This is a genomic window from Sphaerisporangium corydalis (assembly GCF_025506355.1).
Classification (GTDB): Bacteria; Actinomycetota; Actinomycetes; order Streptosporangiales; family Streptosporangiaceae; genus Sphaerisporangium; species Sphaerisporangium corydalis.
Genome location: NZ_JANZYP010000006.1, coordinates 77,229 through 103,399, shown reverse-complemented (window position 1 = coordinate 103,399; position 26,171 = coordinate 77,229). Strand labels below are relative to the sequence as shown.

Annotated in this window: 19 protein-coding genes; 4 read left to right on the top strand and 15 right to left on the bottom strand. The window is 71.4% G+C overall.

Going from position 1 to position 26,171, the window contains the following annotated elements:
• Positions 1 to 97: 97 nt before the first annotated feature.
• Complete coding sequence (locus NYZ98_RS06595; RefSeq protein WP_262841642.1) at positions 98 to 2,446, bottom strand: FxsB family cyclophane-forming radical SAM/SPASM peptide maturase; 2,349 nt, start codon at positions 2,444 to 2,446, stop codon at positions 98 to 100.
• A 908-nt stretch (positions 2,447 to 3,354) separates the two neighbouring features.
• On the opposite strand from NYZ98_RS06595, the gene NYZ98_RS06590 reads away from it, so the two are divergent.
• Complete coding sequence (locus tag NYZ98_RS06590; protein WP_262841641.1) at positions 3,355 to 5,292, top strand: glycosyl hydrolase family 18 protein; 1,938 nt, start codon at positions 3,355 to 3,357, stop codon at positions 5,290 to 5,292.
• 292 nt (positions 5,293 to 5,584) lie between these two features.
• Positions 5,585 to 11,137 carry a non-ribosomal peptide synthetase/MFS transporter gene (locus tag NYZ98_RS06585; RefSeq protein WP_262841640.1) on the top strand — a complete coding sequence of 1,851 codons (5,553 nt, stop codon included), beginning with the start codon at positions 5,585 to 5,587 and terminating at the stop codon, positions 11,135 to 11,137.
• Positions 11,138 to 11,185: 48 nt separating this feature from the next.
• Here NYZ98_RS06585 and NYZ98_RS06580 read toward each other — a convergent pair whose 3' ends face one another.
• The gene (locus NYZ98_RS06580; protein WP_262841639.1) at positions 11,186 to 11,332 is read right to left on the bottom strand and encodes an SHOCT domain-containing protein; all 147 of its coding nucleotides are present in this window, start codon (positions 11,330 to 11,332) and stop codon (positions 11,186 to 11,188) included.
• A gap of 342 nt (positions 11,333 to 11,674) precedes the next feature.
• On the opposite strand from NYZ98_RS06580, the gene NYZ98_RS06575 reads away from it, so the two are divergent.
• Positions 11,675 to 14,200, top strand: a complete 2,526-nt coding sequence (locus NYZ98_RS06575; RefSeq protein ID WP_262841638.1) for a Tex family protein — start codon at positions 11,675 to 11,677, stop codon at positions 14,198 to 14,200.
• Positions 14,201 to 14,331: 131 nt separating this feature from the next.
• Here NYZ98_RS06575 and NYZ98_RS06570 read toward each other — a convergent pair whose 3' ends face one another.
• The 6 genes from NYZ98_RS06570 to NYZ98_RS06545 form a co-directional block, all read right to left on the bottom strand.
• Complete coding sequence (locus NYZ98_RS06570; RefSeq protein WP_262841637.1) at positions 14,332 to 15,702, bottom strand: hypothetical protein; 1,371 nt, start codon at positions 15,700 to 15,702, stop codon at positions 14,332 to 14,334.
• Between the two features lie 85 nt (positions 15,703 to 15,787).
• A complete protein-coding gene (locus NYZ98_RS06565; protein WP_262841636.1) occupies positions 15,788 to 16,351 on the bottom strand; it encodes a hypothetical protein in 564 nt (187 codons plus the stop codon).
• A 181-nt stretch (positions 16,352 to 16,532) separates the two neighbouring features.
• A complete protein-coding gene (locus NYZ98_RS06560; RefSeq protein WP_262841635.1) occupies positions 16,533 to 18,362 on the bottom strand; it encodes an AfsR/SARP family transcriptional regulator in 1,830 nt (609 codons plus the stop codon).
• Positions 18,363 to 18,546: 184 nt separating this feature from the next.
• Positions 18,547 to 19,491, bottom strand: coding sequence for an NmrA/HSCARG family protein (locus tag NYZ98_RS06555; protein WP_262841634.1), 945 nt, complete (start codon positions 19,489 to 19,491; stop codon positions 18,547 to 18,549).
• Between the two features lie 178 nt (positions 19,492 to 19,669).
• Positions 19,670 to 19,870 carry a DUF397 domain-containing protein gene (locus NYZ98_RS06550; protein WP_262841633.1) on the bottom strand — a complete coding sequence of 67 codons (201 nt, stop codon included), beginning with the start codon at positions 19,868 to 19,870 and terminating at the stop codon, positions 19,670 to 19,672.
• A complete protein-coding gene (locus NYZ98_RS06545; protein ID WP_262841632.1) occupies positions 19,861 to 20,682 on the bottom strand; it encodes a helix-turn-helix domain-containing protein in 822 nt (273 codons plus the stop codon). Before NYZ98_RS06545 ends, NYZ98_RS06550 begins: the two co-directional genes overlap by 10 nt.
• Before the next feature lie 218 nt (positions 20,683 to 20,900).
• Between NYZ98_RS06545 and NYZ98_RS06540 the strand changes: the two genes are divergently transcribed.
• Positions 20,901 to 21,395: an ATP-binding protein gene (locus NYZ98_RS06540; protein WP_262841631.1), complete on the top strand. Its 495-nt coding sequence runs from the start codon at positions 20,901 to 20,903 to the stop codon at positions 21,393 to 21,395.
• Positions 21,396 to 21,732: 337 nt separating this feature from the next.
• Here the strand turns inward: NYZ98_RS06540 and NYZ98_RS06535 are convergent, their stop codons facing one another.
• From NYZ98_RS06535 to NYZ98_RS06505, 7 genes are all read right to left on the bottom strand, one after another.
• Positions 21,733 to 21,954, bottom strand: a complete 222-nt coding sequence (locus NYZ98_RS06535; protein WP_262841630.1) for a helix-turn-helix domain-containing protein — start codon at positions 21,952 to 21,954, stop codon at positions 21,733 to 21,735.
• Positions 21,954 to 22,439: a DUF2975 domain-containing protein gene (locus NYZ98_RS06530; RefSeq protein WP_262841629.1), complete on the bottom strand. Its 486-nt coding sequence runs from the start codon at positions 22,437 to 22,439 to the stop codon at positions 21,954 to 21,956. The genes NYZ98_RS06535 and NYZ98_RS06530 overlap by 1 nt, the downstream gene beginning before the upstream one ends.
• A gap of 266 nt (positions 22,440 to 22,705) precedes the next feature.
• Complete coding sequence (locus tag NYZ98_RS06525; protein ID WP_262841628.1) at positions 22,706 to 23,938, bottom strand: RNA polymerase sigma factor; 1,233 nt, start codon at positions 23,936 to 23,938, stop codon at positions 22,706 to 22,708.
• Positions 23,939 to 23,948: 10 nt separating this feature from the next.
• Positions 23,949 to 24,302, bottom strand: a complete 354-nt coding sequence (locus tag NYZ98_RS06520; protein ID WP_262841627.1) for a YciI family protein — start codon at positions 24,300 to 24,302, stop codon at positions 23,949 to 23,951.
• 34 nt (positions 24,303 to 24,336) lie between these two features.
• Positions 24,337 to 24,918: a dihydrofolate reductase family protein gene (locus tag NYZ98_RS06515; protein ID WP_262841626.1), complete on the bottom strand. Its 582-nt coding sequence runs from the start codon at positions 24,916 to 24,918 to the stop codon at positions 24,337 to 24,339.
• 178 nt (positions 24,919 to 25,096) lie between these two features.
• Positions 25,097 to 25,405, bottom strand: coding sequence for a hypothetical protein (locus NYZ98_RS06510; protein ID WP_262841625.1), 309 nt, complete (start codon positions 25,403 to 25,405; stop codon positions 25,097 to 25,099).
• A 212-nt stretch (positions 25,406 to 25,617) separates the two neighbouring features.
• Entirely contained in the window at positions 25,618 to 25,797 is a 180-nt protein-coding gene (locus NYZ98_RS06505; protein WP_262841624.1) for a hypothetical protein, read from the bottom strand.
• Positions 25,798 to 26,171: the final 374 nt, after the last annotated feature.

The window sequence follows — 26,171 nt, the reverse complement described above, 5'->3', positions numbered from 1 at the left end:
GCGCGCGTCGTGAGAAACAATGCAACGCGATTTCTCGGGACGGGTCAAGCGGGAAGCGGATATCCGCTGTCATCGCCTGATCATATTGATCGCGAAGTCAGTCATCGAGCCATGATCGGGCCGCCGCGCGCATTCCCGCGACGAATTGCCTGCCGACCTCGGTCAGCGATCCCGACCTGGCCAGAGTGTCCACGGCCTCGAGGGTGCCGTCACGCCAGCGGAGGTAATTCTCTGTCGCTTTTTCGGGGATATGTCCCATTCCGGGCCGTGTGCGCGCCTTCCATACTTCGGTAACGGCCATGTGCGCGTACGTTCCCTGGAACACGCCTTCCAGCGGGCGCGGATCCTGCCGCCAGGACACGTGATAAAGCTCTTCGTCGGTCCCGTCGAAAAGATCGGTGAGGTCGAGCACGGCCCCGAGTTTGACGTGCTGGAATTCGTGGATCATCAGCATCGCCAGGTCGTCGGGACGGCCGGGCAGCGCGACGCCGATCGCGCCGAACGCGTGCCTCGCGGTCGCGCTCGCCTGGACGTCGCCCCCCGGGGCCACCAGCGGGGTCAGCACCCTGAGCCCGGCGGCGAGCGCGGGGGCATAGCGGGAATGGTCGCGCTTCACGACCTCCCACGCCTCCGCGAACATCGCCTGCCAGCGGGCCAGCCGCTCCGGCGACAGGCGCGGGGCGACGGCGTGGTCGTAGCAGTCCCGATAGGGATCGACGTCGTCCAGGGCCATCGAGACGCCGTCCGCGGTCAGCCGGGAGATCGGCCGCCAGTCTCCGGCCGCCGCGGGCTCGTCCAGGCGGACCTCCCACCGCCGGTCCTCGGTGGCCACGGCGAACACGCCCGGCCCGGTCTCGATGATCGCCTCCTGAGCCCGGCCGGCCGGGATCGAGCCCATGGCCGGCAGCGGCACCGACCCCCCGCGGGTCGCGACCGCCAGCCGGGCCGCCACTCCGGCTCTGAGCGCCGCGGCGGCGGCGATGTTGGAGAGGTAGCGCGTCTCCGGGTGCGCCCACTGGCCTCGGGCGATGCACCGGGCCGCCCACACCCGGACGTAGGGGTGGTCGAAGACCTCGCGCACCGCGTCCGGATGTCCGCGGTCGAGCTCGGTCAGCAGCTTCCACGCGTCCGCCACGCCGGGTCCGGCGAGCTTGTACACCGAGGAGATCAGCAACCGGCGCGCACTGGTCTGCGACGCGGCGAGGTGGGTCATCGTGGCCGCGTCCCCGTACCCGGCCGCCAGCGCCGCCAGATCGGGGCCGGGGATGGTGTGCGCGGCCGGGGCGGCCCCCTCCCGGCCCCTTTCCGCGCGGACCCCGGCCCGTACGCGGATCCCGGCCCGCGGGCGGACCTCGGCCTGCGAGCGGACGTGCGTGATGAGCTTCATGAGGTCGTCGCAGAAGACGCTGGGGTTCTGGAAGCCGGTCCCGACGCGGTGCCGGTGCGCGTACAGCCCTCCGCCGCAGCTCTCCACCACCGGGCACGCCCTGCAGGTGTCGCAGAGGCCCTCCAGCCCGCCGAGCCGCGCTGCGATCGCGGGCGAGCGCGCGACGTCGTCGAGCGTGTGGGAGAAGACGTCGCACCCCGTGGCGGGCGCGCCGGAGAACGACGTCTTGAGGGAGTCCGCCTGCTCGTACTCCCCGTCGGTCTCGATGACGGCGAGATCGCATTCGTCCAGGCCGAGGGACTCGGTCAGGCTGCCCTGGCCCTGGGTGGTGCGGATGATGGACTCGAACATCCGCACCCGGACCGGCTCGCCGTCCTTGCGCCACCGGTCGTGGATGGCGATGAGCCAGTCGGCATAGGGGGTGGCCACGCCGGCCGGGCGAGGCGGCGGATGGTCCCAGGTCGCGTGCGGCAGCAGAAAGTCGACCACCGGAGGTCGCAGGGCGACGAGGGCCTCGTACACGGGCACCGGGTCGTTGCCTATGTCGATCGTGCAGAGGAGCCCGGCGTAGATGTCCGGGAACTCCCTCCCGAGCCGGTCGACCGCCCGGACCACGCGGTCATAACTACTTCGGCCGTCGGCGTACCGGCGATGGAGATCGTTCGCCCGACGACCGCCGTCCAGAGAGACGCCGACCCGCACATCGTGGTCGGCGAACATCCGGCAGAAGCGCTCGTCGAGCGACACTCCGTTGGTGTGGACACGTAAATCCAGTTCGCAGATCCCCCGGACCGCGTCGCGAAGCCGGACGATCGTTTCTTCGAGGCGTTCGTGACCCGCCAGCAAAGGTTCTCCGCCGTGCAGGATCACGTGAATTGTCCGCAGAGCGTGGGCCCGCGCGTGCTCGGCCATGCGGTCGGCCGCCATCGCCACGGTTTCCCGCGCCATCACCTTGGGACGACGGCGCCAGCTCTGGTCCGCGTGTTCGTATACATAACAGTGATCACAGGCGAGGTCACATCTGCTCGTGACCTTGAGTACGAACTGTCGGAAAGGCACGATGCGAGCCCCTCGAAGCTCCCGTTCGCCGGTCAGATGGCGGAGTTGAAAGCCGCCACCGGTACTCGTCGGACGTCCTCCGATGCGGGCACGATACGCCTCACCTCGGCGCCCATGCCCAACTCACTCACCTCGGACAAAGGGACGTCTCGCAGGTCTGTGATCTCGGAGCGAAGTATCACCATGCTGTCTCCAGAGTTCCTCATGCCGTGACCGTTCCGCTTGGGGGCCGGGAATTATCCGCGAGCGAGCTTCATCGAAACACCTTGACCGGCGATGGCACTGTCACGCGGGAGGCGTACGCCACGGATGTCACCTCTCCGCGTGCGTGCCATTAAGCCGATCATGGGGCTTCCAGATCGACTGACATTTTTGACATTACTACCCAGGTTTCGTTTTTGCACCCCGGAAAGCGGAATCTCACTTTACCTCCACAGTGACCATCACCCATGACCTCTACTGATTCTTCCCGACCTTTTTCGGCACATCGGTCGTGCGGGAAACGCGGCCGCCTAAGAGCGGCACCAGGGCGGGGCGTGGCGGAAGGTCGTCGCCCGGCCGCCCGGAGAGGCGTGGGGGGAGGGGGTGCCGCGTCCGAGGGCGGGTGGATGGGGGTGGCTGTCGGGGGACATTGACGGGGGTTGCGGGGGCGGGTAGGTTCGCAGCTAATTAACAGTAAAGCTTCTTTAAAGTTAGGCCGTAACCGCCAGGTCGGGAGGCTCCCTCCATGCCAAGATCCCCGCCACTGTCTTGACTCCCCTGTCGGGACGCGCCCGCCGGTGTCTCCTCCCTGCCAATGGCGTGCCCGTCTTTCGAAATACGTCCAGATCGACCCCCCTTTTCGCATCCGCCCGATGGACGTGGAGCACTGCATGAGACACAGGTTCGCGAAATTCTTGGTGGCAGCGGTGGCGCTGCTTCTACCGCTCAGTGCGACGGTGGCGTTCGGCCCCGGCGCCTCCGCCACGGCCGCCGCGCCGGGCCGGGTCGCGTTCGCGGCCCCGGCCTGGGCTGCGAACACGGCTTATACCGCGGGCACCGTCGTTTCCTACAACGGCGTGGACTACAGATGCCTGCAGAGCCACACCTCCCTGACCGGCTGGGAACCGCCGAACGTCCCGGCGCTCTGGACGCCGGTGACCGGCGGCGGGGGTGACACCACGGCGCCCAGTACGCCGGGCAGCCTGCGGTCCACCGCGACGACGTCCTCCAGCGTGTCGCTGGCCTGGAACGCCTCCACCGACAACGTGGCCGTCACCGGGTACAACGTCTACCGGGGCGGCAACCTGGTCACCACCGCGACGGGGACCACGTACACCGACGGTGGTCTCGCGGCGAGCACCGCGTACAGCTACACCGTCCGCGCGCGCGACGCCGCCGGGAACCTGTCCGCCAACAGCAACCAGATCAGCGTCACCACCCAGGGCGGCGGCGGGGGTGACACCACGGCGCCCAGTACGCCGGGCAGCCTGCGGTCCACCGCGACGTCCTCCTCCAGCGTGTCGCTGGCCTGGAACGCCTCCACCGACAACGTGGGCGTCACGGGGTACAACGTCTACCGGGGCGGCAGCCTGGTCACCACGGCGACGGGGACCACGTACACCGACGGTGGTCTCGCGGCGAGCACCGCGTACAGCTACACCGTCCGCGCGCGCGACGCCGCCGGGAACCTGTCCGCCAACAGCAACCAGATCAGCGTCACGACGCAGGCCGGCGGTGGTGGCGGAGGCGGGAACAAGCTGCTCGGCTACTTCGTCGAGTGGGGCGTCTACCAGCGGAACTACCACGTCAAGAACATCGAGACCAGCGGCTCGGCGGCCAAGCTGGGGTACATCAACTACGCGTTCGGCAACGTGACCAACGGCCAGTGCGCGATCGGCGACAGCTACGCCGACTACGACCGCGCCTACTCCGCGGCCGAGAGCGTGGACGGCGTGGCCGACACGTGGGACGCGGGCGTGCTGCGCGGCAGCTTCAACCAGCTCCGCAAGCTCAAGGCCAGGCACCCCGGCCTGAAGGTGATCTGGTCGTTCGGCGGCTGGACCTGGTCCGGCGGCTTCGGCCAGGCGGCGGCCAACCCGACGGCGTTCGCGAACTCCTGCTACAACCTCGTGAACGACCCGCGCTGGGCCGGTGTCTTCGACGGCATCGACATCGACTGGGAGTACCCGAACGCCTGTGGCCTGAGCTGTGACACCAGCGGCGCGGCGAGCTTCAAGAACCTGATGTCGGCGCTGCGCTCGCGCTTCGGGGCGAGCAAGCTGGTCACCGCGGCCATCACCGCCGACGGCACCTCGGGCGGGAAGATCGACGCGGCCGACTACGGCGGCGCCTCGCAGTACGTCGACTGGTACAACGTGATGACCTACGACTACTTCGGAGCCTTCGCCCCCACCGGGCCGACCGCGCCGCACTCGCCGCTGAACTCCTACACCGGCATCCCGACTCCGGGCTTCGACTCCAACAGCGCCATCCAGAAGCTGAAGAGCAAGGGCGTGCCGGCGAGCAAGCTGCTGCTCGGCATCGGGTTCTACGGCCGGGGATGGTCGGGCGTCAGCCAGAGCGCTCCTGGTGGTTCGGCGTCCGGGCCGGCGCCGGGGACCTATGAGCAGGGCATCGAGGACTACAAGGTGCTGAAGAACAGCTGTCCCTCGACGGGCACCGTCGCGGGAACGGCGTACGCGTACTGCGGCAACCAGTGGTGGAGCTACGACACCCCGAGCACCATCGCGGGGAAGATGAGCTACGCCAAGAGCCAGGGTCTCGGCGGCTCCTTCTTCTGGGAGCTCACCGGCGACACCACCGGCGGTGAGCTGATCACCGCGATGCGCAACGGCCTGGGCTAGCGACAGCGGCACCATCGGGGAGCCGGGCGACCGCCCGGCTCCCCTTTTTGTGTCCTGGACTGCAAGAAGGGTGGATTGCAATGGATTTTCTCAAGCTGTGACTGAAAAAAAGCACCACGGGACCCCAAATTACCGGGAAACTGGGGGCACTCTCGTGATCCGCGAGCCTCGGAGGCGATCCGCGGTCCGGCCGGGAGGGCACGGCACCACGCACCGATGATCGAAGGGGGAAGGGGCCCGTCCCCATGGCTCCGGCCGGCGGCGCGGGTCCCGGATGTCGATGGCCGATCCCGTGACAGAACTCGGGCCGCAGCGCCCCGGCTCCGGCGAACCGCTCAGCGCCGGCAAACAGGCACTCCTCGCCCAGCGGCTGAGACGCCGTCCGCAGGCGCGCGCCGAGCACCTCATCCCGCGCCGCGCGCCCGGCCTGGCCCCGCCCCTGTCGTACGCGCAGGAGCGGCTGTGGTTCATGGACCAGCTCGTCCCCGGCGCCGCCGCGTACACCATCGTGCTCACGCTCCGGCTGCGCGGCCCGCTGGACGCAGACGCGCTGGAGGCGGCGGTCGTCCAGGTCGCCGACCGGCACGAGGCCCTGCGCACGCGCTTCCCCGCCGGGGACGACGGCCGTCCCGCCGCCGTGGTCGAGGACTCCGCCGGGGTACGGCCGGCGCGCGCCAAGGCGGGCTCGGAACAGGAGGCGCGGGAGCTGGTCGCGGCGCTGGCGGCCGAGCCGTTCGACCTGGCGGCGGGCCCGCTGCTGCGGCCGCTGCTGGTGAGGCTGGACGCGGAGGACCACGTGCTGGCGCTCGCGGTGCACCACATCGCCTGCGACGGCTGGTCATGCGACCTGCTGACCTCGGAGATCCTCACTCGCTACGAGACCGCCATGCGCGGCGAGGGGGCCGAGGCCGTCACCGGCGAGCGGGGGGCGCTCGACTACGGGGACTTCGCCGTCTGGCAGCGGCGGGAGCAGGAGGCCGGGGGCGACCTCGCGTACTGGAGCGGGCGGCTGGCCGGGCTGCCGCCGCTGGACGTGTTCACCGACCACCCAAGGCCGGCGCGGCAGACGTTCGCGGGCGCCGCGCACGGCTTCCGGCTCGGCGCCGGGGAGGCGGCCGGCCTGCGCGCGATGGCCGCCGACCTCGGCGTGACGATGTACATGATCGTGCTGTCGGCGTGGCAGGCGCTGCTCGGCCGGTACTCGGGCCAGGAGGACTTCGCCGTCGGGTCCCCCATCGCCGGCCGATCGCGGCCGGAGCTGGAAGGCATGATCGGCTGCTTCCTCAACATGCTGACCATGCGCGCCGACCTGTCGGGCGACCCGACGTTCCGCGAGCTGCTGTCGCGGACCAGGGAGTCCGCGCTGGACGCGTTCGCGCACCAGGAGCTGCCGTTCGAACGGCTGGTCCAAGAGCTGAACGTGGCGCGTGACGTGTCCCGGCCGCCGCTGTTCCAGACCATCTTCGCCATGCAGAACTACGGCGGCGCGCCGGCCCGCCCGGTGGAGGGGCTCGCCGTCGAGCCGTTCGCGGTGGAGACGATCTCCACCCGGTTCGACCTGGAGCTGTACGCGAGCGAGGACGCCGGCGGGCTGGGCCTGCTGCTGATCTACAACACCGACCTGTTCGCGGCGGACACCGTCGAGCGCATGGCGACGCACCTCACCATGTTCCTGGCGGAGGTCACCGCCCGCCCCGACACGCGCGTCTCGGACGCCGCCATCCTCGGCGAGGCCGAGCGGGCGCTGGTCACGGCCGGGTTCAACGCGACGGACGCCCCCTTCCCCGACGGTGCCACCCTGCACGGCCTGGTCGAGGAGCAGATCGCCCGCACCCCCGGCCGTACCGCCGTCACCTTCGAGGGGGCCTCGCTCACCTACGCCGAGCTGGGCGAACGGGCCGATCGGGTCGCACGGCGGCTCCGCGCCCTCGGCGCAGGGCCGGGGACGCGCGTGGCGGTCTGCGCGGAGCGGTCGCTCGACCTGGTCGCCGGGCTGCTGGGCGTCCTCAAGGCGGGCGCCGCGTACGTGCCGCTGGACCCCGAGTACCCGGCCGAGCGGCTGGAGTTCATGCTCGCCGACTCCGGCGCGACGATCGTCCTCACCCAGCGGCGCCTGCGCGAGACGCTCCCGGCAACGCTGAAGACGGCCCGCCTGCTGACGCTGGACGACCCGGCGGACCGGCCCACGCGGACCGAAGCCAAGCGGACCGACACGAAGCAGACCGAAGCGGAACGGCCCCCGGAGACCACGGCAGGGCGGGGCGCCGAGGCCGGGGACGTGGCTTACATGATCTACACCTCGGGTTCCACCGGCCGGCCGAAAGGCGTGCCCAACTCCCATCGCGGCATCGTCAACCGGCTCGACTGGATGCGGAAGCGGTTCCCCCTCGACGCGGGCGACACCGTCCTGCAGAAGACCCCCGCGAGCTTCGACGTCTCGGTGTGGGAGTTCTTCTGGCCGCTGCTGGCCGGCGCCCGGCTCGTGCTGGCCCGCCCTGGCGGGCACAAGGACGCCGCATACCTGGCGGGCCTGATCCGCACGGAGGGCGTGACGACCCTGCACTTCGTGCCCTCGATGCTCGCCGTGTTCCTCGCCGACGAGGACGCCCGGTCGTGTACGTCGCTGAGGCGCGTCATCTGCAGCGGCGAGGAGCTGCCCGCCGGCCTGGCGATCCGCTGCCGGGAGACGCTGCCCGCCGAGCTGCACAACCTGTACGGCCCCACCGAGGCGGCCGTCGACGTGTCGGCGTGGGCCTGCGAGCCCGGGGAGCTCGCGGGACGGGCCCGCGTGCCCATCGGGGCGCCCATCCAGAACGTCCGCCTTTACGTGCTGGACCCCCGGCTCCGGCCCGTCCCGATCGGGGTGCCGGGCGAGCTGCACATCGGCGGCGCCGGCCTGGCGTACGGCTACCACGGCAGGCCGGCGCTGACGGCCGAGCGGTTCGTCCCCGACCCGTACGGGCCGCCGGGCTCGCGCCTGTACCGGACGGGCGACCTGGCGCGCTGGCGGGCGGACGGGACCGTCGACTTCCTCGGCCGCCTGGACACCCAGGTCAAGGTCAGGGGGTTGCGCATCGAGCTGGGCGAGATCGAGGCCGCCCTGCGCGACCAGCCGGGCGTGCGGGACGCCGCGGTGATCGTCCGGGAGGACCGGCCGGGGGACAAGCGCATCGTCGCGTACCTGGCCGGCGACGCCCAGGCGGGCGAGGTGCGCGCGGCGCTCAAGCTGCGGCTGCCCGACTACATGGTGCCGTCCGCGCTGGTCCCGCTGGAGGGGCTGCCGCTGTCGCCGAACGGGAAGCTCGACCGCCGCGCCCTGCCCGAACCGGCGCCGGTCCGCGAGGAGGGGACGGAGTTCGTCCCGCCGGAGACCGCCACGCAGGAGTCGGTCGCCGCGGTCTGGCGCGCGGTGCTCGGCGTCGAACGCATCGGGATCGATGACGACTTCTTCGACCTCGGCGGGCATTCGCTGCTGGCCACCCAGGTGATCGCCGGGATGCGCGCGAACCACGGCGCGGGCGTGTCGGTGATGGACCTGTTCCAGAACCCCACGGTCCGCGGGCTCGCCGCGCTCGCCGACGTCCCCGCCGGCGAACGCGGCCCGCGCGGTCTGCTGTACGAGCTGACGCGGCCGGTGCCGGCGGGCGAGCGGGTGCTCTCCTATGTCTGTGTGCCGTACGGCGGCGGGAGCGCGGTGGTGTACCAGCCGCTGGCCGACGCGCTGCCGCGCGGGTACCGGCTGTTCTCGGTGGCGATCCCCGGTCACGACCTCGGCGTGGACGAGGACCGGCTCTCGTTCGACGAGCTCGCGAGCAGGTGCGTGGCCGAGATCCTCGCGAAGGTGGAGGGCCCGCTGGCCCTGTACGGCCACTGCGGCGTCGGCTCGGCGATGATCGTGGAGATCGCGCGCCGGCTGGAGGCGGCCGGGCGTGAGCTGGACGCCGTGCACATCGGCGCGATCTTCCCGTTCGCCCGGCCGGAGAACCGCGTGATGAACGCCCTGTCCAGGTTCGCCCGGATGGAGGCGCTGCGCTCGGACCAGGCGTACGCCAACTGGCTGCTGTCCTGGGGGCTGGAGCTCAACGACCTGGACCCCGGCCAGGCGCGGCACATCATCCGCAACATGCGCAGGGACTCCGAGGAGGCCGAGGCCCACTACACGCGGCTGCTGCGCGAGGGGGTCGAGCGGCTGCGCGCGCCCATCGTCACCATCGCGGGCGAGCGCGACCCGAGCACCGACTACTACCAGGAGCGTTTCCGCGAGTGGCACTTCATCGCGGACACCTCGGCGGTGGTGGTCCTGGCCGAGGCGGGGCACTTCTTCCTGAAATATCGGGCGAAGGAGCTGTCGGAGATCGTTACGACCGTCCACCGCACGCTGGACGCGCCCGAGACGCTCACCCAGGAGGCGCGCGGCGGGCGCGACGCCGAATGGTGGCTGCACGACGTCTCCCGGGCCGGCGAGCCGGTGACGGCGACCGGCCCCGAGCCGAGCATGGCCAGGTTCGTCACCGTGGCCGCGAGCCAGATGGTGTCGATGACCGGCTCGGCGCTCACCGAGTTCGCCATCCCGATCTGGATCTACCTGCAGACCGGCTCGCTCGTCCGCTTCGCGCTGTTCGCCGTACTCGGGCTGGTGCCGGGCATGCTGGTCGCCCCGCTGGCGGGCGCGGTCGTCGACCGGTCGAACCGGCGGCGGGTCATGCTGGCGGGCGACGTCGCGGCCGGCGGGGTCCAGCTCCTGCTCGGCGTGCTGCTGTGGACGGGGAACCTGGCGTCCTGGCACATCTACGTACTGATCGTCAGCCTGTCGGTCGCCCTGCAGTTCCAGCGGCTCGCCTACGGCTCCTCGATCCCCCAGCTCGTGCCCAAGCAGTACCTGGGCCACGCCAACGGGGTCGCGCAGATGGCCAACGGCGTGACCCAGCTCCTGGTCCCCCTGATCGCGGTGGGGCTGATGGCCTCGATCGGCCTCGGGGGCATCGTGCTCATCGACGTCGTCAGCTACGCCTTCGCCGTCACCGTCCTGCTGTTCACCCGGTTCCCCGCGAGCATGGCCTGGCAGCGCAAGGAGCCCGTGCTGGCCGAGATCGTGAACGGCTTCCGCTACAGCTGGGGCAACTCCTCGATCCGGTCGATGCTGCTGTTCTTCGCCGCGCTCAACATCTTCCTGTCCCCGCTGTTCCTGCTGATCTCACCGCTGGTGCTGTCGTTCGGCACGCTCGCCGACGCGGGCAGGATCGCGTTCGTCTCGGGCGCGGGCGTGCTGCTCGGCGGGCTCGTCATGACCGTGTGGGGCGGGCCGAGGAGGCGGCGCCTGTACGGGATGATGCTCAGCGTCCTCGGGCTCGCGGCGTTCTGCCTGGTCACCGGCCTGCGGCCGAGCCTGGTGACGATCGCGGCGGGCGCGTTCGGCATGGCCCTGTGGCTCACCCTGGTCAACGGCATCTACACCACGATCGTGCAGGTCAAGGTGCCGCCGAGGTTCCACGGGCGGGTGTTCGCCCTCAACACGCTGATCGCCTGGTCGACGCTGCCGATCGGGTTCGGCCTGGTCGCGCCGTACGGGAGCAGGTTGTTCGACCCGCTGGTCGCCGAGGGCGGGCCGCTGGCGGGCAGCGTGGGCGCGGTCATCGGCGTGGGCGCGGGGCGGGGCGTCGGGCTGATGTACGTCCTGTTCGCCCTCGCGATGGTCGTGCTCGTGCTCGTCGCCTTGCGGTTCCGGTCTCTGGCCCGCTTCGACGCCGACGTCCCGGACGCCGCGCCCGACGACCTGGTGGGGTACGAGGCGCTGCGCGGCCGCATCGACGGCCGGAAGGCGCCCGAGCCCGTCCGTGCGGGCTGAGGCGACACGGCCCGTGGTGGCCACGCCGGTCCGGGAGACCCTGGGGCGCTACCAGTCCTGGGAGATCCCGGACATCCGCCGGAGGTACTCGTCCTCGTCGATCTCTCCGGCGGCGTAGCGTCGCTTGAGTATCGCCTTCGCGCTGTCGCCGGGCAGCTCCTTCGGCTTCGGGGGCGTCCAGGTGCGTATCAGCATGAGCAGGCACGAAACAACGATGATCAATGCGAAGAGAAACAGAATTATCTTCAACGCCAGCCTCCAGTTCCCGCGGACCGCGCGGCCGTGGCGGCCTGCCGGCGCGCGGGGCGACGCACGCCACATGCCCAGGTCACGCACTCCCAGTCTCGCAGCTCCTGGGACGTTTAGTAATACTTGAGAGTTCAATCAAGAAGCAGGAGCGCCCCGGCCGGCGCGAGAAGGCCGGTGGCGGCGGGTGAATGGCCGGACGGGCTTCTGTCCTCGGCGGCTCGGCGCGACAATCGGGGTGCGGAGCATGCACAATCGTCCCCGACCCTCAACCGAAGGCGGACCAGGATCGTGACGATCTCCATTCATCAGCAGATCGCCGAAGAGCTCGGCGTGCGTGAGCGGCAGGTTAAGGCGGCCGTCGAGCTGCTCGACGGCGGCGCCACGGTGCCGTTCATCGCCCGCTACCGCAAGGAGGCGACCGAGCTGCTCGACGACGCGCAACTGCGCACGCTCGAAGATCGGCTGCGGTACCTTCGCGAGCTGGACGAACGGCGCACGGCGATCCTGGAGTCGATCCGCTCCCAGGGCAAGCTCGACGACGCGCTCGAAGCGCAGATCATGGCGGCCGACTCCAAGGCCCGCCTGGAGGACATCTACCTCCCGTACAAGCCCAAGCGCCGCACCAAGGCGCAGATCGCCCGGGAGGCGGGGCTGGAGCCGCTCGCCGACGGACTGCTCGCCGACCCGACCCGCGACCCCACGGCCGCCGCCGCGGTCTTCGTGGACGCCGAGAAGGGCGTCGCGGACGCCGCCGCCGCGCTGGAGGGCGCCCGCGCCATCCTGATCGAGCGCTTCGCCGAGGACGCCGACCTCATCGGCGGCCTGCGCGAGCAGATGTGGTCGCGCGGCCGGCTGGTGGCCCGCGTGCGCGACGACAAGCAGGAGGCGGGCGCGAAGTTCTCCGACTACTTCGACTTCGCCGAGCCGTTCACCAAGCTGCCCTCCCACCGGATCCTCGCGATGTTCAGGGGCGAGAAGGAGGAGGTCCTCTCGCTCACCCTTGAGCCCGAGGAGGCCCCCGCCGAGGACGGCCCGAACTCCTACGAGGTCCGCATCGCGCGGCGCTTCGGGGTGTCCGACCGTGGCCGGCCCGCCGACCGCTGGCTGTCCGACACGGTCCGCTGGTCCTGGCGCACGCGCATCCTGGTCCACCTCGGCATCGACCTGCGCATGCGCCTGTGGCAGGCCGCCGAGGAGGAGGCCGTGCGCGTGTTCGCCACCAACCTGCGCGACCTGCTGCTCGCCGCCCCCGCCGGCAGCCGCCCGACCATGGGCCTGGACCCCGGCCTGCGCACGGGCGTGAAGGTGGCCATCGTGGACACGACCGGCAAGGTCGTCGCCACCGACACGATCTACCCGCACGAACCGAGGCGCCGCTGGGATGAGTCGATCGCCGTGCTCGCGCGGCTCGCCCGCGAGCACCACGTCGAGCTGGTCGCGATCGGCAACGGCACCGCCTCGCGCGAGACCGACAAGCTCGCCGGCGACCTGATCAAGCTGCACCCCGACCTGCCGCTCACCAAGGTCGTCGTCTCCGAGGCCGGCGCCTCGGTCTACTCCGCGTCGGCCTACGCCTCGCAGGAGCTGCCCGAGCTGGACGTCTCGCTGCGCGGCGCGGTGTCCATCGCCCGCCGGCTCCAGGACCCGCTGGCCGAGCTGGTCAAGATCGACCCCAAGTCGATCGGCGTCGGGCAGTACCAGCACGACCTGTCGGAGACCAAGCTCTCCCGGTCCCTGGACGCCGTGGTCGAGGACTGCGTGAACGGCGTCGGCGTGGACGTCAACACCGCGTCGGCGCCCCTGCTGACCCGGGTGTCGGGCATCGGCTCCGGGCTCGCGGAGAACATCGTGCTGCACCGCGACGCCAACGGGCCGTTCCGGTCGCGCCGCGCGCTCAAGGACGTCGCCCGGCTCGGGCCGAAGGCGTTCGAGCAGTGCGCCGGCTTCCTGCGCATCCCCGGCGGGGACGATCCCCTGGACGCCTCCAGCGTGCACCCCGAGGCCTACCCCGTCGTCCGGCGCATCATCAACGCCACCAGCGGCGACCTGAAGACGCTGATCGGCAACGGCGCCGTGCTGCGCTCCCTGAAGCCGGCCGACTTCGCCGACGACACCTTCGGCCTGCCGACCGTCTCCGACATCCTCAAGGAACTGGAGAAGCCGGGACGCGACCCGAGGCCCGCGTTCAAGGCGGCCACGTTCAAGGAGGGCGTGGAGAAGCTCTCCGACCTGGAGCCGGGCATGCTGCTGGAGGGCGTCGTGACCAACGTCGCCGCGTTCGGCGCGTTCGTCGACGTCGGCGTACACCAGGACGGGCTGGTGCACGTCTCGGCGATGTCCAGGAACTTCGTCAAGGACCCGCGCGAGGTCGTCAAGCCGGGCGACATCGTCCGCGTGAAGGTCCTTGAGATCGACATCCCGCGCAAGCGCATCTCCCTCACCCTGCGCCTGGACGACGAGCTCCCGTCCTCAGGCCCCGACGGCCAGGGCCAGGGACGCGGCCAGCGCGGCGGCCGTCCCGGAGGACAGGACGGCGGACGCGGCGGCGGCCAGGGCGGCGCGGGTGCGGGCCAGGGCGGTGGCGGCCAGGGCGGTGGCGGACGCGGCTCGGGGCAGGACGGACGAGGCGCTGGGCAAGGCGGTGGGCGTGACGCCGGCCAGGGCGGCGGGCGTGGCACGGGCGGCGGTCGCGGCTCGGGCCAGGGCGGCGGGCGCGGCGGGTCCCAGCCGAGGCAGGGCCAGGGCGGCTCGCCCGGCGGCGGCGCCCTGGCCGAGGCCCTCCGCAAGGCCGGCCTCGACAAGGGCCTGAAGTAACGCGGTGCGAATCGCCCGCCGTCACGATTCGCGGCGGGCACCCACCACCACACGTCGCCAGCCGTGATTCCTTGAAGGCGGGTCACGGCGGGCAATCCCATGAACGGCTCAGCAAGGCTCCTCTCCCCCGCTCAGCCCACCGACGACCCGAAGTCGACCGCGACGCCGCGTTCGTGCGGCCACCGGGGCTCGCCGTACACAGAGGGCGGCTCGGGGATCGTTCCGTCCCCGGGGGCGAACCAGACGATCTCGTCGCCCCCGATCGGGACCAGCGCCACGGCCCCCGTCCTCCCCCGGTCCGGCGCGCCCACCAGCAGCCGGCCGTACCCCGCCCCGGCCACCGACCAGCCGAACCGATCCCCGGGACCGCCCCCGACGACGAACGGCTCCGCCGGCCCGTCCAGCGGGACGACCGTGACGGTCCCGCCGCCCTCGTCGGGCGCTCCGATGGCCAGGTCGTCGCCGGCCAGCGCCAGCGAGAACCCGTACGACCTGGGCCCGCGCAGCACCCGGAGCGGGCTCGGGTCCCCGCCCGGCGTCCCCCGGAACAGCTGTACGGCGCCGGCGCCCGGCGCCCCCGCGGCCAGGTTGGCGACTCCCGCCGACCTGCTCGCGGCCAGCGCGTACCCGAACAGGCCCTCCGCTGAGGGCAACCGGAACTGCGTGCCGGCCGGCGTCCTCGGCAGCGCGACGTCGCGCAGCAGCGTCACCGCCCCCGCGTGCGTCACCCCCTGCCCGTCCGGCTGCCGCCCGCCCCCGTCGTCGTCCTCGTACGGCGCGCCGACCACCAGGTCCGGTACTCCGGCGGCCCCCGCCAGGTCCGCCATGGCCAGCGACCAGCCGAACAGGTCGCCGTCCTCGCTGTCGCCCGGAACGCCGGGAGTGTCCTGGGCGAGCCGCCGGGGTGCCCCGCGCACACGGCGGTCCGCCAGGGCGAACAGGTGGACGGCGCCCGCGTCCGGCACGCCCGGCGCGTCCTCGTGCGGCGCGCCCACCGCGACGACGCCCGCCGCTGCCGCCACCGACCAGCCGAAATGCCCGTGCCGGCCCCGGACGGGCGGCCGGAGGACGGTCGTGGCGTCCATCTGCCCCCGCGCTGGTGTGCCACCCCAGATGATCTGGACGTACCCGTCCTCACCTGGCAGGTAGCCGAGGTCGGGGGTGCCGGGGTGGTCGCCGGCGCTCAAATGGGGAGAACCGACCACCAGGTCGTCGCAGCCGTCCCCGTCGATATCGGCCCTGGCGATCGGCCCCTCCGGCGTCGGGGGCATCCAGGGCCGCATCAACCGGGCCCGCACACGCGGCGGCCCCTCCTCCTCGATCCGGAGGGTGTACACCGCGCCGAGTGCGGCCTGCTCGTACTGCCGGGCGTTCGGGTCGGCGATCACGAACTCCGGCGCGCAGTCCCCGCCACGAGCGGCGGGGCCCGCGTGAGCGGCGACCGGGACGGAGGTCAGGCACGCGAGCAGCACACCCGCGACGGCGACCCTGACGAACCTCACAGCGGCACCTCCGCGGCGACCCGCACGTCAGCACCTACACGACCGGGCCGGGCGGTTCTCACAGCGGCACCCGCACGATCGGGTCTCACAGCGGCACCCGCACGATCGGGCCGGCCTGGATGAGCCGGCCCTCCAGCCGGACCGGGCGACGCTCCCTCGCCATCTCGTACGTGAAGACGACGGAGGTGAGCCGCTGCCCGGGCTGGACGACCGGCGCCCGCCCCGGAGGCTCACGTACGGCGGGGTGGGTGCCGCCACGGTCGTCGACGAGATCAGGGAAGTGGTCGGCCATCCGCACCGGCTCGGGGCTCGGGTTGCCGAGGACCACGAACACGCGGCAGGTCTGCCGCGTGGGGTCGACGCCTCTCTCTGTGTGGCTCGGGTACCCGCAACCGGCGGTCTGCACCATCGTCCACGGCGAGTCGAACCCGGTACCCAGGGGGATACGCCCGCCGATACCTGTCACCAGCACGGGAGCGACGGCCCGGGACCCGCCGGCCGTCGACCCGCCCGTCCAGAACACCACGAACCCCGCCCCGCAGGCCAGTACCAGCGTCACGACCGCGGGCACGACCCACCGCCCGTGCCGCGCGTGCCCTCGCCCGGGCGGCGGCGTGACCGGTGGCCGCCCGCCCGCGACGGTCGGCATGTCCCGGATATCCACCGGCTCCCCACCCCTCCAGGGTCACGACCACCTGCCCCTTGGATCCACGTGCCACGGGAAAAGTTCACGCGGCGCACAAGGTCGCGGGGTGGGGGTGTGGGTCAGGCGCCGATGGGGAGAAGCTGGGGGTCGGGCGCCGATGGGATGGCCGTGGAGAGGGTGCCGGTCAGGCGCCGATGGGGATGGCGCCGTGGAAGCGGGCGAGCCTGTCCATCGCCGCCGCGCACGCCTCCGGCCCCTCGTCGATGTACGCGCGGCTGGCCGCGAACTTCCGCAGCGGCTCGTGGTAGAAGTACCGGTCCAGGCCACCGGCCTCCAGCAGGTGGATGTCCACGAGGGACTCCAGCAGCGCGCCGGCGTCGCCGAGCGGCAGGTCCAGCAGGGCCGAGGCGAGATCAAGTGAGATGTCCGGCTCGTCGGCGAGGGACAGCAGCCGGAACGCCCGCGCCTGGGCGCCCGTGAGCTGCTCAAGCACCGACAGGTACGGCCGCTCGATGGCCCCGCACTCCAGCGGGAGCACCGGCGAGGAGGGATCGGGCCGGCCGAGCCGTCGTGTCGCCTCGGCCATGCTCCAGGCCGGCCGCGAGGCGATCCGCTCGCCGAGGGCCCGCAGCACCTGCGGCAGGCCGGCGCTGCGCCGTACCAGCTCGCGGGCGTCCGCGATTCCCTGGCGCACCCGGCCCGCGCCGACGAGCCCTTCCAGCAGCGCGATCGAGTCGTCCTCGCCCAGCCCGCCCAGCTTCAGCCAGTGGGCGTACGCCAGACCGTACAGGCGTTGCCGCGCGGTGACGACGACCGCGGACCCGCCGGAGCCGGGCAGCAGCCCTCGTACCTGCTCGGCGTCGCGGGCGTCGTCCAGCACGACGAGCAGCCGCCGTCCGGCGGTCAGCGTCCGCCACAACGCCGTGCGCTCGCTGGACGAATCGGGCAGACCAGTGCTTGGTACGCCGACGCCGCGCAGCAGTTCGGCCAGCGGCTCGCCGGTCGTGCCGAGATCGACGAAAAACTGCCCGTCGGGGTAGTCCGCGGCGACCGTGTGGCCGAGGCGCACGGCGAGGGTGGTCTTGCCGACGCCGGCGAGCCCTTCGACGCCGACCACCGGCACGCTCGCGTGGGACGGGGTGAGGGCGGCGGACAGGCGGGCCCGTTCCTCGTCGCGGCCCACGAAGTCCGGCAGGTCCGGCGGCAACTGGGAGGGGCCGGGCGACATGGCGGGCCGGGCGGGGGTCGGCGCGTCGGGAGCGAGCAGGGCGGGGTCGGCGGCGAGGATCCGCCGCTGCATCTCCCGCAGCTCGGGGCCGGGGTCCAGGCCCAGTTCGTCGGCGAGCAGCCGCCGCGCCTCCCCGAACACGGCGAGCGCGTCGGCCTGCCGGCCGGACCGGTACAGGGCCAGCATCAGCAGCTCGCGCGGCCGTTCCCGCAACGACTGCTCGGCGATCACCTCCACGAGCCCGGCGGCGGCTTCGGCGTGCCGCCCCGACTCGATGTCGGCCGACGCCAGGTCCTCGATCGCCGTCAGCCTGAGCTGCCCGAGCCGTACGCGTTCGGACTCGGCGTAGTCTCCGTTGACGCCGGAGAGCGGGGTGCCGTGCCACAGACCGAGCGCGGCACGCAGCGCCACCGCCGCCGCGGGCGGGTCACCGGCGCGGCGGGCCTCCCTGGCGGCGCCGAGCCGCCGCTGGAACTCGGCGAGGTCCAGATGCTCGGTACGCAGCGCGTAGCCGCCGCCGACCGACTCGATCACCGCCGCCGGGTGGCCGGGGTCCAGCGCGCGGCGCAGCCGGGACACGTACGAGCGGACCACGCCGACCGCGGCGCGCGGCGCGGTGGCGCCCCAGATCGCGGAGATGAGCTGGTCGGGCGAGACCGGCAGGCCGGCCTGGAGCAGCAGGATCGCGAAGATCGCACGCTGCTGCGGGGAACCGAGGTCGATCTCGTCCTCGCCCCGCCAGGCACGCACGGGACCGAGCACCTCGAACCTCAGCCGTTCGCCCACCAGGGACCCCCTCCGGAACCGACCGATCGGTCAGTTCCGGCAACAGCCGGGGTCAGGCCGGTATTCCAGGTCAGCCCCTGCCGAGGAGCTCCAGAATGGGATCCGCCCAGCCGGCTGCCAATCCTGACGAGATCGCCGACTGAATCCTCGCGCAAGGACGTGACCAGCCGATCATCGGACAGGTTCAGTCGGTGAACTTCTCGCGGTTGGCGGCGAGCCAGGTGGCGAAGTCCTTGAGCCGGGGGTTCAGCGTCCGCACCTCGGCGGGGTCGCGGACACCGGCGAAGGCGTCCTCGTGCTCGGCGTAGAAGAAGAACATGTTCGCGAGATCGTCGGCGCCCGGGAACGGCTGGGCGCGCGCCTCGTCGAGGCTCATCGGCCGGTAGACGACGGTCTCGCCGAGCGCCTTGCCGAGCGCGGCGGCGTACTCCTCGCCGGTCAGGTTCTCACCGGAGATGTTGATCGTCCGCCCGACCAGTTCGGTGCCCCGCTCGAAGATGCCGAACGCGGTACGGCCGATGTCCTCGGACGCGATCCCGGGGAGCTTGTGACCGCCCATCGGGAGGTGGATCGCGAGCGTGCCGTCCTTGTCGCGGGCGGGGCGGAAGAAGTCGATGAACGCGTCGAAGTAGAACGTGGTGGACAGGAAGGTGGTCGGCACGCCGGCGTCGGTGAAGAACGCGTCGGCCTCGCCCTTGCTGTCGAAGTGCGGCACCCGGTAGCCGCCGGGGAACGTCGAGACGCGGTCGTCGTCGTGCGGGATGTGCTTGCGGGTGTCCGGCAGCGTCGACCAGATGACGTGCTTCAGCCCGGCGGCCTTGGCGGCCGACGCCAGGGCGCGGGCCTGGGCCTGCTCGCGCTCGACCGAGTTGTACTCCCAGAACGCGGTGACGAAGAAGGCGCCGTACGCGCCCTGGAGCGCCGTCGTCAGGCTCGCCACGTCGTCCAGATCCCCCGCCACGACCTCGGCGCCGAGGTCGGCGAGCGCCTTCGCGCCGTCCGAGCCGGGCCGCCGGGTGATCGCACGGACGGCGAACCGCTGCGCCGGGTCCTCGAGGATGGCACGGACCAGCCCCCCACCCTGCTGACCGGTCGCACCGACCACTGCGATGATCTTCTTGTCAGTCATCGGGACTCCCCTTTGAGCCATCTGCGAGCGGTCGTTCCGCCCACATCCCGATGAAACCCCCCCGACATTCACGCCCACTGCACATCCACATCACGCGCCGTCCACGCCTGCCCTCCACCGTCGGCGCGGAGACGGCTGCGGCGGGAGACTCGTGTGGGAAGGACCGGGGGTTGTGCGGTCAGTAGTCGCGATCGCCTGTTCTGATTCGCTGGAGAAAAGCACCCCATTGAGCAGGGAGAACGACCAGAGCGGACCCGTGAGGGACTTTGCTGTCACGAATGGCGACGAGGCCGGGAATGTTGGTGGCCACCTCCACACACTGTCCGCCGTCGCCGCTAGACCAGGAAGACTTGCGCCACTCCGCGTTGCTCAGGTCCATTTCCCCACCATTTCTTTGATAATGCCGAGCGACAGGTTCTGCGGGAGCGCCGCGGCCCTTAGGGCGTCGTAGCGTCCAACCATGGCCGCTATCGTCTCGCGGTCCCCCATCGTGAGGCCGCGCGGTGCGCTCTCGATGTACACGCTATACGGTACGCCGCGAAGCTCGGCGATGGTGAAAGCCGCCTGCAGACCGACCGCAGACCGTGCGGCGTGGGGGATGATTTGGATTGTCACTCGCGGATGGCCGGCCACCTCAATGAGCCGCTCCAATTGATCGTGCATCAAGTCGGCGTCGCCCATGGGCCGGTGGAGCACCCCTTCATCTATGATGCTCCAGATCATTGGTGCGGCCTCGCGAGACAAGATGGACTGTCGCTGGATGCGCTGAGCGACTCGCTCCTCTACCAGTTCCGGCGTGATTCCTGGCTCGTCCTCGAAGATCCGCCTGGCGTAGGAGTCGATCTGGAAGAAGCCGGGGACCAGCATAGGGTCCCAGCTCTGTAGCGCGGATGCTTGTGCTTCCAGCGCCATGAAGTCTCGGTAGTGCTCGGGGGCCATCTCCCATCTCGTCTGCTTCCACAGTTCGCGGAAGACGCCGTCCAGTCTGAACACCCTGTCGCAGGCTTCGGCGAATCTGCGGTCGGGGCGGCGCTTGAGGGTCTCCAGCATGCCGACGCTGCTCACGGACACGGTGAGCCTGCGCGACAGTTGCAATTGGGTCATTCCCGCTTGCTGCCGTTGCTGACGTAGCTCGTACGCGAACCGGGCTTGGGGGGATTCCTCGGCGTTGATTTCGATTGGGTTGGGCATGTCTTATTTCTCCTCCGGTCTCACGCCATCTCACTAATATGTCAACGGACTCACCTGCATTGTGGTGAGACCGTGAGACCATTCCTCTCTCTAACTCGTTCCTTCGCCAGCAATCTAGGTAGCGAATTCCATCAGATGAGAGGCACGGCGGTGCCGGATAGGACGCCAAATATCTGGTGTCACAGGCATCGCGAGCTGGCGAGACCGGAGGATTACCCATGGAGCTTCTCGGCGCCGTCGATCTTCCTGCACGGGCACGGTCGGTCGCGACGGCTCGGGCGTTCGTACGGGGGCTCCTGGACGCCCCGGAATATGCGACTTTCGACCAGATAGAGCTCCTGGTCAGCGAGGTCCTGACCAATGCCGTCCGCTACGGCCACGGCGCACCCGAGGAGCCGACCGATGCCCTCGGGTACGGCCACGCCGTACCCGAGGTGCCGACCGATGCGACCCGGTACGAGCTCGGCGCGCCCGGGGCTCTCGGGTGGGGCGTTCGCGGAGTGGTGCGCCTGGTCGTGGCGGGCGACGGCCGCTCACTGCGCGTCGAAGTTCTCGACGGCGGGTCGGGAGACACCGTCCCATCGATTCCCATGCCGGTGGACCCACTCAGCGAAAGCGGCCGCGGCCTGTGGCTGGTCCAGGAACTGTCCTCCGCCTGGGGCTACAAGGAAGCACCGGCCGGCCGGACCGTCTGGTTCGAAATCACGGGCTGACCAGCGCACTGTCCAGCGGCCCTCGCCTCCGGCTCGGGCGTTTTCCCGAGCCTGGCGGCCTACCTAGGCTTCCACCACGTGCACCGGTCACCCACCGCACAGGGCGCCGAATTCACCGCGACCCACCCCCCCGCGTCGGCGCCTGACAAAAGCGCCGCAGTGAGCGAATGGGGGTGGGGGTAGGGCGTCGGCGTGGCGGGGGTGGGGGTGGGGAGGTGGCTTCGCCTGGGAGGGCGTACGTGGTCAGTGGGGATACGGCGAGCGGGGGGTGCCGTATGCCGTGTGGGTCGCGCTGTGTCAGGTCGGTGGGCCGGGGGTCTTCATGTTCTCGGGGGCGTCAGCCGGTTGCGGCGTCTTCGGCTTCCCAGCGTAGGAGGTCGCCTGGCTGGCATTTGAGGACCTCGCAGAGCGCGGCGAGTGTCGCGAAGCGTACTGCCTTGGCGCGGCCGTTCTTGAGTACCGCCAGGTTGGCGGGGGTGATCCCTACGCGGCCCGCGAGGTCGCCCACGGACATCTTCCGCCTGGCCAGCATCACGTCGATGTCGACGACGATCGGCATCAGATCACCTCGTCCAGCTCGGCCTTCATCTGCGCCGCTTCGACGTCACGCGCGACGGCCTGGGCGAGCAGCATCCGCAGGACGAGCACGATGAGCGCGACTCCCAGGATGGCCAGGCCGACCCCGCCCATGATGACGGTGACGCCCGGGTCCTCCCGCTGGCCGGGCGCGTTGATGGCCGTGACCGCGAACCACAGGAGGGCGGCCGCCACGATCGCGCCGATCACCGCTTCCACGTACCGGAAGGCGGAGTGCGAGAACACGGTTCCGCGTCGCACCATTGTCAGCAGCCGCCAAACGCTCACCAGGGCGACCTGGGCCGCCACCATGCCGAGGATCGTGATCACCCGCAGCGGGGTCAGCGGAAGCGACCCGTCCTCCGGGTCGTGGCCCAACGACCACACCGTCAATACCTGTACCAACACGGTGCCGGTTAGCACCACCGCGAGCACGGCGCGAAGCGCACGCACTGCCAGCTTTCCCATGCACCCTTCCTTTCATCGAGTTACGATGAGAATCTATCGAATATCGATAGGTGAAGCAAGGGCTGAGGTAGAGGGGTGGGTGGTGCTTTCGCACCCGGTCCCATCCGAAGCGCGGCTGGTCCTGAACGCGGTGGGTGAGGTCGCGAACCTCGGGTGCGTTGGCCATTGCGGCAGGGGCGAAGCTCTCAGGAAACACTGTTCGAGCGAAGCGAGACCCTTTGCGGGCGAAGCGAGACCCTTTTCGAGGAGTAGCGGCGGTGGGCGGGTCAGTTGGGGGCGGGGAGGGAGGTGAGGGTTCGGGTCAAGTGGGAGCGTTCGGCGGTGTTGGTGGTGCGGGTCAGGGCCGACTGGTAGGCGGTGGCCGCCTCGGGGTCGCGGCCCAGGCGGTGGAGGAGTTCGCCGCGGATGGCGTGCAGCAGGTGGTAGGAGTCGAGGTCGCCGGCGAGGGAGTCGACGAGGGCGAGGGCGGTCTCGGGGCCGTCGACCTCGGCGACCGCGACGGCCCGGTGGAGGGCGACGACCGGGTTGGGGTCGTACACGAGCAACTGATCGTAGAGCTGCACGATCTGGGTCCAGTCGGTCGATTCCGCAGTCGCGGCGTCGCTGTGTACGGCGTTGATCGCCGCCTGGATCTGGTACGGCCCGGGCCGGTCGCGGCGGAGGCAGTCCCGGACGATGGCCTGGCCCTCGCGGACCAGGTCCCGATCCCAGCGGCCCCGGTCCTGGTCGGCCAGGCGGACCAGGTCACCCCCGGCGGTCGTACGGGCGCCGCGCCGTGACTCGGCCAGCAGCATGAGGGCGAGCAGGCCGAGCACCTCGGGCTCGTCCGGCATGAGCTCGGCGAGCAGCCGTCCCAGCCGGACGGCCTCGGCGCAGAGGTCCTCGCGGATCAGCCGCTCCCCCGAGCTGGCGGTGTACCCCTCGTTGAAGATCAAGTAAACGACGGCCAGCACGGCGCGGAGCCGGTCAGGCAGCTCGGCCTCGCGGGGGACGTGGTACGGGATGTTCGCGTCACGGATCTTGCTCTTCGCGCGGACGAGGCGCTGCGCCATGGTCGGCTCGGGGACGAGGAACGCGCGGGCGATCTCCGTGGTCGTGAGCCCGCCGAGGAGCCGCAGCGTCAGGGCCACCTGGGCGGGGCGGGACAGCGCGGGATGGCAGCAGGTGAAGATCAGTCGCAGGCGCTCGTCCCGCACGGGGCCCTCCTCGATCGGCTCGTCGCGGACGTGGATGAGCGCGGCCTGGGCGTGCCGGTCGTCCCGGGAGGCCTCGCGTCGGAGATGGTCGATCGCGCGGTTCCGGGCCGTGGTGATGATCCAGCCCGCCGGGCTGGGCGGCAGCCCGTCCGACGGCCAGTGGAGCGTGGCGGCGGTGAACGCCTCCTGGACCGCGTCCTCGGCGAGGTCGATCCCGCCGAGGACGCGGGTCAGGACGGCGACCGCGCGCCCGTACTCGGCCCGGAACACCCGCTCGATCTCGGCGACGGGAACGACGCTCACAGACGCCAGGTCAGGAGGTGGGTGGGCCGGCGAAGGGGCGGACCTCGATGGGGAGGCCGATGGCGCGGTTCGCCTTGGTGCCCCATTCCAGGGCCTCGTCCAGGTCGACCGCGTCGATGATCCAGAACCCGCCGACGTGCTCCTTGCCCTCGAGGTAGGGGCCGTCGGTCATGACGACCTCGCCGCCGCGCCGCTGGACCACGGTCGCCGAGTCCGCGGGGTGCAGCGGCCCGGTGAAGACCCATGCCCCGGCGGCCTTCATCTGGCCGTTCAGCTCGCGCAGGTCCCTGTCCACCTGGTCCATGATCTCCGGCCCTGGAGGGGGGCCGTCGGGCTGGTAGATGCTGAGCAGATACCTCGTCATGGCCGCGTCCTTCCGATCAGATCTTCCTCGCCGCTCATTTGGGCTGGTACGTCGCGATGACGACCCCGGCGCCGGTCGTCAGGCTGTCGACGAGCCGCAGGTGCGCCGTCGGATCGCCGTCGGCGAACAGACGCCGTCCCGAGCCGAGGACCAGCGGGTGGATGAGGAGCACATACTCGTCCACCAGCCCGCGGCGCGCCAGCGACCGCACCAGCTCCACGCTGCCGATCACCGCGAGATCTGGGCCGTCCCCCTCCTTGAGCCCGGCCACCGCGTCCGCCGCGTCGCCGTCGAGCAGCGTGGAGTTCCGCCACGGAAGCGGCCCGCGCAGCGTCGTGGACGCGACGTACTTCTGGACATTGTCGAGGAACCCGGTGAACGGGTTGTCGGTGCGGTTGGGCCACACGCTGAAGAAGTCCTCGTAGGTCCGCCTGCCGAACAGCATCGCGCCCGTCTTGGCCATCCCCTGGGCCATCGCCCTGCCCTTGACCTCGTCGTCGTACGGCGCCGCCCAGCCGCCGTGCTCGAATCCGCCCCGGACGTCCTCCCCGGCACGTCCCGGTGACTGCGTCACACCGTCCAGCGTCACGTTCATGGTGACGACCACCTCGCCCATGCCTGATCCTTCCGCGAACGGGGGCGGCACCGTGCCGGCCCCTCACCTCCTACACGAACGGCCGGCGGGCGAATCGACATGTGCCGTCATCTCGTCCTCCGATCCGGAGGACGGGCACCACACGCGGCGGGTGCCGTACCAGGGTGGTCCCAGTACGGCACCCGCCGTCATCTCGCCTCTACAGGTTCGGCGGTGTGATGTCGACGAAGGGCGTGCAGTTGTTCGGCCAGACCTCGGTGCCCGCGTCGCACGCGCTGCACCGGGTCTGGGCCACGTGCCCGGTGGACGTCCGCACGGTGAGGTACAGGCTGTCCGAGAACGGCTGCAGCATGGCGATGGACACGTCGTTCACGTCGGCGGGGTAGCCCGCCAACGTCGAGACGTCATGCCAGATCAGTCCGGTCTTCGTGAACGGATCCCGGACGAACGTCGCGCCGTCGGCCCGCACGAACGCCGTGAACGTGTGGATGCCTGTGGGACGCACCACGACCAGGGAGCTGAGACCGGCCGGCGCGCCGCCGACCCCGGCCGCCTGACCCGAGCCCGAGCCTGCGGGTCCGGGAGGTCCGATGGGCCCCTGCGGTCCGGCGGGTCCCCGTGGTCCTGCCGGTCCGGCGGGACCACGTACCCCGTTCGAGCCCGCCGGGCCGACCGGTCCTGGTGGGCCTTCCGGGCCCGTCGCCCCGGCGCCCAGCGCCGTCACGCCCGCCGGTCCCGGAGGACCCTGGGGTCCCGTGGGTCCTGCCGGTCCCGTAGCACCGGTCGCGCCATCGGCCCCCGCAGGGCCCGCAGGGCCAGCAGGACCCGCAGGACCCGCAGGACCGACCGCCCCATCAGTGCCCGCGGGACCAGCAGGTCCCGCAGGACCGACCGCACCATCAGCCCCCGCAGGACCCGCGGGACCAGCCGGTCCCGCAGGGCCGATCGCCCCGTCAGCCCCGGCCGGACCTACCGCCCCCGTCAGGCCGGTCGGACCGGCGGCACCTGTCAGGCCGGTCGCACCCGCAGGGCCCGCCGGTCCCACAGGACCGACCGCCCCGTCAGCCCCCGCCGCACCCGCGGCCCCCGTCAGACCCGTCGGACCGGCGGCCCCCGTCAAGCCGGTCGGACCCGCAGGACCCGCCGGTCCCACAGGACCGATCGCCCCATCGGCCCCGGCCGGACCTGCCGCCCCCGTCAGACCCGTAGGACCGGCGGGGCCCACGGGACCGATCGCCCCGTCAGCCCCGGCCGGACCTGCCGCCCCCGTCAGA

Coding starts and splice junctions, on each gene's coding strand:
- NYZ98_RS06535 (WP_262841630.1), bottom strand. CDS start 21,954: ATGCCGATCGTCGTCGACATCGACGTGATGCTGGCCAGGCGGAAGATG.
- NYZ98_RS06505 (WP_262841624.1), bottom strand. CDS start 25,797: ATGGTGCGGTCGGTCCTGCGGGACCTGCTGGTCCCGCGGGCACTGATG.
- NYZ98_RS06540 (WP_262841631.1), top strand. CDS start 20,901: ATGGAGCTTCTCGGCGCCGTCGATCTTCCTGCACGGGCACGGTCGGTC.
- NYZ98_RS06545 (WP_262841632.1), bottom strand. CDS start 20,682: ATGCCCAACCCAATCGAAATCAACGCCGAGGAATCCCCCCAAGCCCGG.
- NYZ98_RS06520 (WP_262841627.1), bottom strand. CDS start 24,302: ATGACGAGGTATCTGCTCAGCATCTACCAGCCCGACGGCCCCCCTCCA.
- NYZ98_RS06530 (WP_262841629.1), bottom strand. CDS start 22,439: ATGGGAAAGCTGGCAGTGCGTGCGCTTCGCGCCGTGCTCGCGGTGGTG.
- NYZ98_RS06555 (WP_262841634.1), bottom strand. CDS start 19,491: ATGACTGACAAGAAGATCATCGCAGTGGTCGGTGCGACCGGTCAGCAG.
- NYZ98_RS06580 (WP_262841639.1), bottom strand. CDS start 11,332: ATGCTGATACGCACCTGGACGCCCCCGAAGCCGAAGGAGCTGCCCGGC.
- NYZ98_RS06515 (WP_262841626.1), bottom strand. CDS start 24,918: ATGGGCGAGGTGGTCGTCACCATGAACGTGACGCTGGACGGTGTGACG.
- NYZ98_RS06565 (WP_262841636.1), bottom strand. CDS start 16,351: ATGCCGACCGTCGCGGGCGGGCGGCCACCGGTCACGCCGCCGCCCGGG.
- NYZ98_RS06550 (WP_262841633.1), bottom strand. CDS start 19,870: ATGGACCTGAGCAACGCGGAGTGGCGCAAGTCTTCCTGGTCTAGCGGC.